The organism is Collimonas arenae (assembly GCF_001584165.1).
Lineage (GTDB): Bacteria > Pseudomonadota > Gammaproteobacteria > Burkholderiales > Burkholderiaceae_D > Collimonas > Collimonas arenae.
In genome coordinates, this window is sequence record NZ_CP013233.1 from 2,465,039 (window position 1) to 2,477,296 (window position 12,258).

Annotated in this window: 16 protein-coding genes; 7 read left to right on the top strand and 9 right to left on the bottom strand. The window is 51.7% G+C overall.

Annotated elements, in window-relative coordinates:
- Positions 1-48 precede the first annotated feature (48 nt).
- A complete protein-coding gene (locus CAter10_RS22840) occupies positions 49-513 on the bottom strand; it encodes a hypothetical protein (protein ID WP_164840440.1) in 465 nt (154 codons plus the stop codon).
- Positions 514-779: 266 nt separating this feature from the next.
- Here CAter10_RS22840 and CAter10_RS11385 point away from each other — a divergent pair, with 266 nt between their 5' ends.
- The 5 genes from CAter10_RS11385 to CAter10_RS11405 all read left to right on the top strand — a co-directional run bounded on the left by CAter10_RS11385 (position 780) and on the right by CAter10_RS11405 (position 5,118).
- On the top strand, positions 780-1,592 hold the full coding sequence (locus tag CAter10_RS11385) for an ABC transporter ATP-binding protein (RefSeq protein ID WP_197467120.1): 813 nt from the start codon (positions 780-782) through the stop codon (positions 1,590-1,592).
- An 18-nt stretch (positions 1,593-1,610) separates the two neighbouring features.
- The gene (locus tag CAter10_RS22845; protein WP_164840441.1) at positions 1,611-1,775 is read left to right on the top strand and encodes an MlaD family protein; all 165 of its coding nucleotides are present in this window, start codon (positions 1,611-1,613) and stop codon (positions 1,773-1,775) included.
- 2 nt (positions 1,776-1,777) lie between these two features.
- Positions 1,778-2,539, top strand: a complete 762-nt coding sequence (locus CAter10_RS11390) for an MlaD family protein (RefSeq protein ID WP_061533498.1) — start codon at positions 1,778-1,780, stop codon at positions 2,537-2,539.
- Positions 2,536-2,781 carry a hypothetical protein gene (locus tag CAter10_RS24560; RefSeq protein WP_061533499.1) on the top strand — a complete coding sequence of 82 codons (246 nt, stop codon included), beginning with the start codon at positions 2,536-2,538 and terminating at the stop codon, positions 2,779-2,781. The genes CAter10_RS11390 and CAter10_RS24560 overlap by 4 nt, the downstream gene beginning before the upstream one ends.
- A gap of 375 nt (positions 2,782-3,156) precedes the next feature.
- Complete coding sequence (locus CAter10_RS11405) at positions 3,157-5,118, top strand: RICIN domain-containing protein (protein ID WP_061533501.1); 1,962 nt, start codon at positions 3,157-3,159, stop codon at positions 5,116-5,118.
- Between the two features lie 220 nt (positions 5,119-5,338).
- Here the strand turns inward: CAter10_RS11405 and CAter10_RS23595 are convergent, their stop codons facing one another.
- From CAter10_RS23595 to CAter10_RS23605, 3 genes are all read right to left on the bottom strand, one after another.
- Entirely contained in the window at positions 5,339-5,803 is a 465-nt protein-coding gene (locus tag CAter10_RS23595; RefSeq protein ID WP_236905313.1) for an aminotransferase-like domain-containing protein, read from the bottom strand.
- Positions 5,773-6,348, bottom strand: coding sequence for an aminotransferase-like domain-containing protein (locus tag CAter10_RS23600; protein WP_236905314.1), 576 nt, complete (start codon positions 6,346-6,348; stop codon positions 5,773-5,775). The genes CAter10_RS23595 and CAter10_RS23600 overlap by 31 nt, the downstream gene beginning before the upstream one ends.
- Positions 6,349-6,467: 119 nt before the next feature.
- Complete coding sequence (locus CAter10_RS23605) at positions 6,468-6,767, bottom strand: GntR family transcriptional regulator (RefSeq protein ID WP_236905316.1); 300 nt, start codon at positions 6,765-6,767, stop codon at positions 6,468-6,470.
- A 202-nt stretch (positions 6,768-6,969) separates the two neighbouring features.
- Between CAter10_RS23605 and CAter10_RS11415 the strand changes: the two genes are divergently transcribed.
- Complete coding sequence (locus CAter10_RS11415; protein ID WP_128083047.1) at positions 6,970-7,410, top strand: carboxymuconolactone decarboxylase family protein; 441 nt, start codon at positions 6,970-6,972, stop codon at positions 7,408-7,410.
- A 228-nt stretch (positions 7,411-7,638) separates the two neighbouring features.
- On the opposite strand, the gene CAter10_RS22440 is transcribed toward CAter10_RS11415, so the two are convergent.
- The 5 genes from CAter10_RS22440 to CAter10_RS11435 all read right to left on the bottom strand — a co-directional run bounded on the left by CAter10_RS22440 (position 7,639) and on the right by CAter10_RS11435 (position 11,894).
- Entirely contained in the window at positions 7,639-7,920 is a 282-nt protein-coding gene (locus CAter10_RS22440; protein ID WP_128083048.1) for a hypothetical protein, read from the bottom strand.
- A 366-nt stretch (positions 7,921-8,286) separates the two neighbouring features.
- Positions 8,287-8,784, bottom strand: a complete 498-nt coding sequence (locus tag CAter10_RS21935) for a type II secretion system F family protein (protein WP_082797876.1) — start codon at positions 8,782-8,784, stop codon at positions 8,287-8,289.
- A 4-nt stretch (positions 8,785-8,788) separates the two neighbouring features.
- The gene (locus CAter10_RS11425) at positions 8,789-9,178 is read right to left on the bottom strand and encodes a hypothetical protein (protein WP_061533503.1); all 390 of its coding nucleotides are present in this window, start codon (positions 9,176-9,178) and stop codon (positions 8,789-8,791) included.
- A 48-nt stretch (positions 9,179-9,226) separates the two neighbouring features.
- On the bottom strand, positions 9,227-10,084 hold the full coding sequence (locus tag CAter10_RS11430; protein ID WP_061533504.1) for a type II secretion system F family protein: 858 nt from the start codon (positions 10,082-10,084) through the stop codon (positions 9,227-9,229).
- Positions 10,077-11,894 (bottom strand): TadA family conjugal transfer-associated ATPase, encoded by a 1,818-nt coding sequence (locus tag CAter10_RS11435; RefSeq protein ID WP_061533505.1) that lies wholly within the window; start codon positions 11,892-11,894, stop codon positions 10,077-10,079. The genes CAter10_RS11430 and CAter10_RS11435 overlap by 8 nt, the downstream gene beginning before the upstream one ends.
- On the opposite strand from CAter10_RS11435, the gene CAter10_RS11440 reads away from it, so the two are divergent.
- Complete coding sequence (locus tag CAter10_RS11440; protein ID WP_061533506.1) at positions 11,893-12,231, top strand: DUF192 domain-containing protein; 339 nt, start codon at positions 11,893-11,895, stop codon at positions 12,229-12,231. The two genes, CAter10_RS11435 and CAter10_RS11440, sit on opposite strands and share 2 nt — an antisense overlap.
- Positions 12,232-12,258 lie beyond the last annotated feature (27 nt).

The window sequence follows — 12,258 nt, forward strand, 5'->3', positions numbered from 1 at the left end:
CACCGGATAAACACGACTTATGCGCCACCGCACGCACTCCGTGGTCCGTTAAAAGGGGTCAGAGTAATTTTCGGCGAGACCCTGCCGAAAAAAAACTCTGACCCCATTTAACTGCGTGAGTTGGTTTTGAGGTTGTTGTTGGTTTTGACGTTGTTGTTGTTGGTTTTGACGTTGTTGTTGTGTTTTGACGTTGTTGTTGTTGGTTTTGACGTTGCTTTTGAATTGGCTTTTGACGTCGCTTTTGAAGTTGCCGCTGCTTTTGACTTTTCGCATGCTGACGTTGCCAAATGAGGCGTGCGCCAGTCGAGAATTATGGGACACATGTTTGAGCGCAGCGAGTTTGTGTCCCATCCGACTGGCGCGCGGCTCATTTGGGGACCCGCCAACGGCGGGCAACGGCTGTGCGATCGCCTTTCTTTGCTTACTTTCTTTGGCGAAGCAAAGAAAGTGAGTAGCTGCCGGGCTACCCCCGGCTAGCATCAACGGAGTGGTAACCGTATTAAGTAACGACAACCGTTCACTGTAGATGCGCCACCGAACTTACTCCGTGGCCCGTTAAAAGGGGTCAGAGTAATTTTCGCAAAAAGCCGCGAAAAAAACTCCGACCCCATTTAACTGCGTTGTCGGGGCATCACCGGCAGAGACAAGAAAAAGAAAAAGGCAAAGGCAAAAAAACACACAGCAGAAAGCAGAAAGCAGAAAGCAGAAAGCAGAAAGCAACAATATAGAAAAGATTTTAGAAAAACGTAATCGTAAAAATCTTCTAGCGGGCAAAAAAAGTGGACACCCCAACCGTCATCATCGACATCAACGCCGTATGGACCCAATACGGCAACACCATCATCCACCGCGACCTCACGCTCAGCGTGAATTATGGCGAAGTGATGGCCATCATCGGCGGCTCCGGCAGCGGCAAGACCACCCTGCTCCGCCTGATGCTCGGCCTCGAAGCGCCCAGCCGGGGCACCATCAAGGTATTCGGCATCCCCCTCCAAGGCTGTGCCGCCAGCGACCTGCGCCAGACGCGCAACCGCTGGGGCGTGCTGTTCCAGGAAGGCGCGCTGTTCTCCGCACTCAGCGTGTTCGACAACGTCGCCCTGCCGTTGCGCGAACTCAAGGCCCTGCCCGAAGATGTCATCCGCGAACTGGTGATGATGAAGCTTGATCTGGTCGAAATCGACGCCATGAGCGCCAACAAGATGCCCGCCGAACTGTCCGGCGGCATGGTCAAGCGCGTCGCCCTGGCTCGCGCGCTCGCGCTCAATCCTGAACTGCTATTCCTCGACGAACCCACCGCTGGCCTCGATCCAGAACGCAGCCACGGCTTCGTGCAACTGATCGAATCGCTGCGACGCGCGCTGAACCTCACCGTGGTGATGGTGACCCATGATGTCGACACCCTGCTGGCCCTGTCCGACCGGGTTGCCGTCCTCGCCAACCAGCAGTTGCTGACGGTCGGCCCGCTATGGGACATCGTGCACCATCCAGATCCGTTCGTGCAGAATTTCTTCCTCGGCCACATCAAGCGCTGTGAACAGGAAAACATCAAGGATTTCCGCGACAAGATGGGCGTCGGCCTCCATGCCGCGTAAGACACAAGGAGATACTCAATGGAAAATCGCGCCCATGCCCTGTCCGCCGGCCTGTTCCTGGTGCTGCTCTGCATCGGATTGATATTCGTTGCAATCCGTCTGAACGGCGACACCGTTGACCAGCAGGATTATCTGCTGCTGTCGCGGACGCCCGTCTCCGGCTTAAACCGCAACGCCCGGTAAGGTTGCGCGGCGTAGATGTCGGCAAGGTCAAGGATATCCAGTTTTCGCCGACCGATCCGCACCTGATCCTGGTCAAGATCAGCGTCGATAAAGGCACCCCGATCAATCAAGGCACCTATGCGCAACTGAGCTATCTCGGCATTACCGGACTTTCCTTCGTGCAGTTGGACGACGATGGCAGCAAGCCGGAAAAACTGGCGCTCAACTCCGACGAAATCGGCCGCATCGAAATGCGCCCCTCGTTTTTTGACCAGGTCGGCAATTCTGGCCAGGAACTGTTGCGCGACACTGGTCAAGCGGCAAAGCGCTTGAACAAACTGCTCGATGACGACAACCTGGCAGAATTGTCGGCGACCATCAGCAATCTCAAGACCGCATCAGGCCGCATCGCCGATCTCGCCGCCGAATTGCAACCGACGCTGAAGACGCTACCTGGTATCAGCGCCCACGCCGACAAGGCCCTGGCGCGCGTCGATCCGCTGCTGGCCAACCTGAACAGCCTGACGCAGGAAGTCCGTACCCGGGTCGATACGCTCGACCGTGTCGGCCGTACCGCGGACGATCTCAGCCAGGCCAGTCAGGACCTGAAGGACACGCTGCCGCCGCTGCGCGGCATGATCACCGATTTTTCGCACAGCTCCCATACTCTGGATCACGTGCTGTCGGATGTCCAGCAGCAGCCCCAAAGCCTGTTGTTCGGCCGCACGCCGGTGCCACCCGGGCCGGGCGAGAATGGATTTTCCACGCCCACAGCAACACGTTGACGGATGACATCAAATCCCGCGAAATCCTGTTCCTGCGCACGCCTGAAGTCAAGGAGCGTCTGCGCCCGGCGCTTGCTCCTGGCAATAACGACAAGACCATGGTAGCGCCGATCACTGTTGAGCGCACTACTAACGTAAAAGCGACCATTGAGGGCCAGATCAAACAGCGTGCTTGCAATACCCACATAACAGAAATATCGCTGAGCATCTCAAAAAATCAGATCATGCGCACCAACCGATAGATTTCGACATGCTGATCGTTGACCGTTTTTACGCTCGACGGGATGCTACCGAAACGTCCACATTGAACACTATGCTTCCCAGCAGTGCGCTGCGTTGCCAAGTCCAAGAAAACGTAGCCGCGCTCCGTAATCTGCTTGACCACTTCAAACGTGAACTCGTCGCTACCGCATTTACTGCTGACCATATCTCTTGTTTCCCTAAATCATAGTCTGGAGAGCACCTCGGTTACCGATGGTGAATCATAATTGCCTCGCTCCACTCGACAAAAGGCGAGGCTATAGATATTCCATGCCTCTCAGAAAATGCCACTCGCACTCAATACATATCGATGCCATTAAAGGTGGAAACGGATCTTTCAGATAGGAGAAGAAAATATGTCAAACAGAAATCAAAAGATGTCGCGTTACGTTGGAATCTCGCTACTAACCTTCAGTTGCTTTGTTTTCATACCCGCTGCGGGAGCCGGTCAACCTCTAGCAACGACATATCCAAATGGAGAAATATATAACTACCCGATTCGGTCCATCATCAGTTTCGCTTCGTCGGTTGATGTGATCGGATCAAAGTTGGCCCAATCATTGTCTTCATCTGTTTTTCAGGGAGAGTCATTAGACGAGAAAACCTTGGGTAGCAGTTTCGGCGGCCGCCATAATACAACGCTGACTTACTTGGATGGGGCCACGATTCTTTCAAACGTCAATTCCTTGAAGAGGTCAAAAATCCTGCTAGATGCAGGCGTTCCGCTGTTAATTAGAGTCGATCGCAACCAACTTGAAGTGGGAAAGCAAGTAGCAGCTTTATTTGGCGTATCAATACGCTCAGGCTATATGTTACTCAGCAAAGACGGCCCGGCAAAATTGACGGTATTCAATTTACAGGCGCCGGACAACACAGCAATCCCGAACGGACTGATGCAAGCGCTTGGTGCGGTGAAACAAAAAAATGTCCTGCCCAGTCTGCGTGCGAATATCCGGGCTCTGGAAACAGATCAGGTTGGTATCCCCAAAGTCACGCTGAATTTGAATTCAGCTGATGTAACCGGCCAAATAGTATCGATAGTCAATCTAGATTTAATCAGAAGTGCATCCAGAGGCAACGACAAAAAATTTATCGTGGTAAAAGCGACGCCAACGGTCAGATCAACGCGTAATGGTGTGGTGATAGGCTCGGCGCCCAATAATAATCTCTGGGGGGCATACCTGCCTCATCAATATAGTATTTCCCATGAAGTAAGCGGAACAGCGCTCACGCCTATTCTTGTCAGCTCTGATCCGCCAAGCGATTCTCGCACTGAATTTACCTATACCGAGACCAAGACACATGGATTCACTATCGGAGGATCATTTGGTGCCGAGGGTGGCGGAGAACACACTGATAAATGGAAATATATTGCCAAGACCCCATTTAATATCAATGCAGGAATCTCTTACACCAACACCAAGACGCTGACCAATATTTTCAAGGACTATTCTTTGTTGGCCGCGCCAGCAATTGGCAAAATCAAGTGGGATTTGTTTATCGATCCCAAGCTGAAATTCGTTTTGGTGGAACGTGAAACGGCAGGACTCCCAACCTTGAATGAAAACCGAATGACACCAATGATGAGATCAGCATCTATGGAAACCTATTCCACGTGGGAGCTACCTGGAAACTATGAGGGATTGGCGACCCTGAAAATCGGAGGCGGCTATATTCTTGATCGACGTGAATGGTGGTACGACCGATCGGACGTAAAACGTCGATACGAGACAGACACCTTCGAGACTCTGGACGATATCATATTGGATTTCGGTAGCCCGTATCTCACGCGCGAGATGACGGTGCTTATTCGTTCGGCTGACGGACATGGCAAGTGTGTCGGCGATCAATCTGGTCAAGCGAAACTGCTTAGCTGTAGTCCCGCAGATAAAAGCCAATTATGGGGCCTGGACTCCGAAAGCCGATATGTCAACCGACTCAGCGGAAAATGTCTTACCGCGGACGTTCAATCCGGAGAGTTAAAAACGGCCGCATGCGGCATCGACAATGCACAGCAATGGGATTGGCGAGCCGATCGCATACATTCCCGTTATGACCGCAATTGGCGGCTTTACTCAACCGCCGATATGCTCAAAGTTATCCCTGATAGCTCAATGCTATTCGAAGACATTCCACTGAATTCCTTCAATAGACTCAATATCCCCTGGGCAAGTTATCCTGGCGCCCCGTCTGCCAACGATGTCATGCCCAATCTCAATGGCCCGTCGCCTCAGATCAGCCCCGATTGGATTGGAAAATATCATGCCGCAGATGCTCGTCAAAGATGGAATATAGAGATACTGCGTGACGGTATTTGAAAAGACGCCGAGATGATGATAAGGCCTGTTAGATATAGGGGTTTCGACTTGATCGGACATCAGGCCTTGCCAAAGGGTGACGTTATCCAATTTGATAGAAGTGGGCATCTTTACCAGATCAACCAACGCGTAAACGCCCAGGAAAAGCACCAATTTGTCCGTAGAGGATGACTTGCGAAATTGGGCATTCAGCCCGCGCGGCGCCGCGATGTCGTTCAAGCTATTTCGGTGAGGATCGCTTTGACGCGATCCAGCGCCGGATCGATATCGAGCGTCTCGATCGCCCCGTACCCGAAGAGCAATCCTGGCGTCGGTGCAAGGCGTGATAAAACATGTCAATCGTGTACAGACCAACATCGACCCGCCGCGCCAGCCTGAGCAGCAAGGCCAAATCGATTTTCCGAGTTGTCAGCGCGGTCAGATGGAAACCGGCGGTGGCCGGCACCGGCTGTAACCATGGGGCCAGATCACCAGTAAGCCGCGATAACAGGTTTTCGCGACGACTGGCGTACAGGGTGTGGCAACGCCGGATGTGTTTTTGCAGATAGCCGTCATCGATGAACTTGGCCAGCGCCCATTGCATCATGGTCGGCGCATGCCAGTCGCACAGATGCTTGGCGACAGTCACCGCTTCCCGTATCGCGGATGGAGCAATCAGGTAGCCGATGCGCAATTCCGGCAGCATGACTTTGGAAAACGTCCCGACGAAAGCAACCAGACCTTCACTGTCCATGCTCTGCAAGGAATCCGTTGGTCGCCCTCATAGCGGAATTCACTGTCGTAGTCGTCTTCAATGATGATCGCGCCGAGCTCGCTGGCGCGCTTGAGCAATGCTTTACGGCGCGCCACACTCATCGGCATGCCAAGTGGGAACTGATGCGCCGGCGTGACATAAATCAGGCAGGTTCCATCGGGAATCTGCTCGACCAACATGCCCTCCTCGTCCACCGGAATGCAGACAACATTCGCGCCCTGGCTGGCAAACGTCATGCGCGCCGGCGGATACCCTGGATCTTCGATCGCCACCGTACTCCCGGGCGCGAGCAACACGCGTGCGATCAGATCGATAGCCTGCTGTGCACCATTGGTGACCAGCACATCGACCGGACCACACTGCACGCCCCGGGCGAACGCCGCATGGCGCGCGATCGCCTCGCGCAAGACCGGCAGTCCTTCCGGCTCTGCATAAAATCCACGGGCGGCATGGCTCTTGCGCAAGCCGTGCAGCACGCACTGGCGCCATTCCGTTAACGGAAAATGGCTTTTTGCGGCGCCACCCAAAAAATCATAGGCCGAGCGTCTTTCCGGTCTTGGAGGTGGTAACGGTATGGAGCGCCCCAACCAATCATTCAGCGTCGCACCGCCGCAAGATCCTTGGCAGCGAGGCGGCGCGAAATTGGCGGCAGCGGCAACGCTGAGTTAACAAAAGTGCCGGCACCAATCTGGCCAACCAGCAGCTTGTCCATGGTCAATCGCGCGTAAGCGTCCGACACGGTCTTGCGCGACACGCCCAATTGCTGGGCAAGCAAGCGCGACGGCGGCACCTGTTCACCGGCAGCCAGGCGTCCCGATTGAATCCCCTCCTTGATCTGGCGATAAACCTGCCCCGCCAGATCCCGTTCGCCGTCGATGACGATGTGCAATTCCATAAACACCCCAGATATCCAAATTCGACAAGCAGTGCAGGTCAAAGACCTGGCTCCCTGAGTCAAGCCTCGTGTTTTAGCATGCCGGTACAAGCTGTGCAAATCCCCGATTTGAATGGACTCCTGCTTTTTTGCGAAATTGGATATCCTACGGCGAGTGACGCACTCCTATCATGCAATCTCCCGCCACACACAGGAGAACATCTTGGAACAACGTCTCGATTTCTACAAAGCCTCGCCCGATGCTCTGAAAGCCATGATCGCGCTAGAAAACGCGGTCGGAAAGATGGGACTGGAGCCATCGCTGCTAGAGTTGGTCAAGCTGCGCGCCTCGCAGATCAATGGCTGCGCATTCTGCGTCGATATGCATGCCGCTGATGCCCGCAAGGCCGGCGAAACCGAACGCCGCTTGTATGCGGTCTCGGTCTGGCGCGAAACGCCATTTTTCACGGAACGGGAACGGGCCGCCCTGGCCTGGACCGAATCGCTGACGCTAATCTCGCAAACACACGCGTCAGACGTCGATTACGCACTGCTGCGCAGCCAGTTCAACGATGCTGAAATGGTCAACCTGAGCCTGGCCATTAATACCATCAATAGCTGGAATCGCCTTGCCATCGGCTTTCGCATGATGCCGGCAGTCTGAGGAGGAGGAATGGAGATGAGGCAATCGCCGCACTTGACGTAGGCGATGTCTCTACTGGCGATCTCGGCAGAATCGTTTGGCCACGACGCGCAACTTGGGGATGCCGTTGTCACCATCCTGCAGAACCAGCCGCAACGGGATGAGTCAGAAAAAAACGCGATCGTTATCGTATCGTATGGCCCCGACCACAGATTGCCATTCCCATTTCAACACAACAGATACCAAAAGCTATTTACTCGGTTCCTCAGACCACGTTCCTTTAATCAGGGCCGGCGCGCCCGGATTTTCCGGATAGTCGCCTCCAACCGCTGGCAACCGGCTGCTCTTGGAGCGCAAAACACTACTCCTGACAACAGCCGGCTCCCGTGCCAATTTCCTTGCCCCAGAAAACACACCAATACACACCACCGCGACTAGTGCACAGATAATGATGCGATCGAAGGTAACGCGACCGTATTGATAAAAGTCCACTTTGATGCGATGAAACCTGGCTGTTGTGAAGCTTGTCATGGGATTTCCTTTTCCCCTCGCCGGTTTTCGAGGGATGATCTCTATTAAAACGCATCAATTTTCCTGAACGCGTCCAACTGTTCTGGTGCTACTCGCGCCAAACAATTTCTATCGAACAAGAAAAATGAATGTTAAAAAAGACATCATTTCAGAAATCAAAATAACAAGATATAGGAATTGTCCTAGCCAAACGACTGATTAGATAGTTTCTTGCCTACCGGCCATTCGCATGCCAGTCGAAGACAAACAAATCAAAGAGCGGAATACTGTTGTGACATTGGATGCCACCCGTACCAACACTTTCCTGAAAACACGAAGTCAGATTGAGCAACCGCCCTAGGAATCGTATGAGCAGCATTCACTTCATTATTTGAAATTCATCAGGATGGTAGTAACGATCGGAAAGGCGATAATAATGAAAGTAATCGGAAAAATAAACATGATCAGCGGTGCAATCATTTTCATCGGAGCTTCCATAGCCAGCTTTTCCGCACGCTGAAAACGCTCCGTTCGTTTTTGTTCAGCAAACTTGCGTAAGGTGGGACCCAACGGCACGCCGAGCTTGTCGCATTGCAAGACGATCCCAACGAAGCGCGTAATATCCATGTTGCCGGTGCGGCGAGCAAATCTTTCCAAAGCGTCTGCTCGTCCGGCGCCGGTTTTCATATCACGCACCACACGTTCTATCTCATAACGTAAAACACAAACCGGACCGCGCTCGCAGAAATTAAGAATAGCGGTATTCAGTGTCAACCCGCATTCGCAGCACAGCGTCACAATATCGACAAATGCCGGAAAGTAGCGCGAGATTTCGCTGTTCCGACGTTTTTTTGATCGAGTATCCAGATCAATGGATAGAACCAACCTGTCAAGCCAAGAAGAAAACGAGAATCAACGTCCTGTAATCAATGCCAAACGCTGACAAGCCACACAACAGCGAGGAAAAAAGGGCCACGGACAGGGAAAAGAACTGCAGTGCAAATGTTTCATTCGGCGTCATAAAAAACTCCAACCCCGCCGTGTTCAACATTTTTTGACGTTTCTCCAACCTGTTCTCAGACAATAGTGGTCCGAAGTAAAAATCGAAAAACATCACCCCATTCCAAACTCTTTTCAGAAGCGGCGGCAACGGATCCATGTTGGGTCGGAACTTACTTAACTTGACGTTCGCGATCAATTTAAAGATATAAAACAACGATACGCTAAGACAGAAGAAAGCCAGCACAATCGCGCCATAGAGATAGAAAGAGCTATTCATTACATTCACTCAAGAGGGATGGAGAAGAATCTGCGGGAATCTCAATACTTAGACGTCAATAGCCAGAATTTTCTGAATTACCTTGTGACCGATGTAGGCCATGACGAGACAAATAAAAAGTACAATTTTTCCGTACAGTGTTGTTGTCAGCAAACTCATTTCCTGTGGCTGAATAAAGTACAGCGCAAAACCCACCAACGCCGGCAGGCAGATCATGACCCAACCTTGCATTTTCCCCTGTGCCGTCAATGATCTGATCTTGCCTTCGATAGCCAGTTTCTGTTGAATCGTACTGGACAAACTCATCAACGTTTCGGACAGATTACCGCCTACGGATTTCGATATTCGGAATGTCATCACCAATAATTGAAAATCGATCAAGTCGATACGCTTGCCGACCTCCTCGATCGCTGTCTCAAAATCAACGCCGACTTTCTGCAAACGGATCACATGAGCAAACTCGCTTGCCAACGGCGAACTGATTTCCTTGGAATAGGATTGCAAAGCTACGCTCAAAGACACTCCCGCAGTCAGGCTTGACGCAATCACCGTCAGCGCTGTCGGCAATTCATATTCGATACTTTTAAGGCGGCGCTTGCGTTTGAAATCACTGATCCATAGCGGCGCCTTGAGAATGAAATAGCCAACCAGCAGCATCAATAGAATGTTTTGTATCAAGAAATAAGCCAGGGCAGCTAACAACACAGCTGCGGCAATTTGAGCAAACAACACAAGATAGACGCGACCGTCTCGTAAGCCAGTCCATTCACGAATTCTTCCTATGTAGCACATGTGCATATCGAACATCAGCTTGAGGATCGAACTCTTGGAATTGAACAGTGACCAGATAATGAACGCCACCAACGCAAACAGAGTTAGCGAGAACAGTAAAATCTGGCTATTCATGATCCATCCTTTCAATGAATGCTGGCTTCATGCCCGAATAACAGAATTCGCCGCGCGTCTTACCGTGCTGATCCAGTCCATCGCGCTGGAACTTGAAGATATCCTGTAATTGCACCGTTTCCGATTCAATTCCGACCACCTCGGTAATGGCTGTGACCTTGCGTGCGCCGCAGGAATACCGAGTAAGCTGAATAATCAAATGCACTGCCGAAGAAATTTGTTCCCGAATAGCACGTACCGGCAGATTCATGCCGGCCATCAGCACCAGAACCTCCATCCGCGCCAGCGCATCACGTGGCGAATTGGCGTGCAAAGTAGTCATCGAACCATCGTGACCCGTATTCATGGCCTGCAGCATATCAAGCGCTTCGCCACCACGGCACTCGCCAACAATGATACGATCCGGCCGCATCCGCAGAGAATTTCGCACAAGATCACGAATTGCTACATGCCCCTTACCCTCGACATTTGGGGGACGGCTCTCAAGCGAGACCAAATTTGGTTGCGACAGCTGTAGTTCAGCAGCGTCTTCGACCGTAACGATGCGCTCATCATCAGGAACAAATGCCGACATCATGTTCAAGAAAGTGGTCTTTCCAGAGCCAGTTCCACCAGAAACTACAATATTCAAACGCTGTTCGACGGCACTACGCAATATATGGAGCATGTCGGCAGTCATCGAACCATACTTAATCAGATCTTCGGCCACCATCTTGCGTCGCGAAAATTTACGAATGGTTAATGTCGGCCCACGCAACGAAAGTGGCGGAATAATGGCGTTCACGCGCGATCCGTCCCTGAGGCGCGCATCGACCATTGGCGAGCTTTCATCAATACGCCGTCCAAGCGGCGTGACAATACGTTCTATTGCTCCCAATACCGCAATGTCGCTGGTAAAAGTTGCAGTCGACAACTCCAATCGTCCGCCGCGTTCAACCCAAATTTCATCATGACGATTCACCATGATTTCAGTGATACCCTCATCGGCTATCATTGGCTCAAGAGGCCCTAGGCCTACCGCTTCGTCCAGCACTTCTTTGGTCAGAATTTCCGTATCGATGTGATCCGGAACATTGAATGTCGAACCCAACAGTTCCTTGATCAGCGATTTGACATTCGCTTTGAGATCTTGCTCGGACATCTTATTGGCATCAATGCGACGCAAATCTATCTCATGCAGTACTGCATTGTGCAAAGTTTTACGCCAGCGTGCAAACTCCAAATCGATCACACGCCCCGAAACATTCCCGGATTGAGTAGCTTCATCTGCACTAGCTACCGTCTCTTTTGGCTGCACCGAACGTAAACTCGATACGGACGGCTCAGTCGTGGCCACTTGCTGTTTGGTTGAAGGTTGCCGCTCATCTGCCAAACGGTCGTCCTTCGGCGTAATCAATGGGGCTTGTTCCAGTTCACGATCCTTCGCAGCCGATGGCACGTTTAAAATCTCTGGTTTGACAGCTGGCTGCGGTGCCCGATCCGCTCCCGATTCCTGCGCCGAATCCGTATATAGGGTTAGAACGTAATTGCCGATTTTAACTGCAGTATTGTTTACCAGCGGACCCAGTCGATTAATGCGTTCACCATCAACCCATGTGCCGAAAATACTGCCACTGTCTTCAATAAAAACACTACCGTCATCAATCAGAAATGTCGCATGCAACTTGCTGATGTTCCAACCCTTTAGGCGTAAATCGCTACCGTCTGCCTTACCAATAACAAAGCGCTCTTTATCGATCAACACCTCATCCAATATGTCATAATCGTCCGACACTACCGTCAACAGAAAACGACTCTGGGTTTTCATCATGAAAATTGTTCCTGCATATAAAAATAATCAAATCATCATCGCCAAGGTCGCCGTCGGTGATTCTTTTTTTAGTCGCGCTCGCGGCCTGATGTTTTCAAAAAAACTCGATCCGCAGCACGGATTTCTGCTGAAGAACTGTAACTCCGTCCATACATTCTTCATGCACTTCACTATCGCCGTAGTGTATCTTTCGGCAGATTTTGTCGTTACCAAGATAATTCCGTTAATGCCACGCAGGCGCCTCTCAGGTGATCGCTCCGCATGCCATACCCTCGAACTTCACCCCGTCACACTGGCCGAACTGAAACTCAAAGTGGGAGATCAACTGCGCTTTTGATGTGCAGTTAAATACCATCTCGACGTA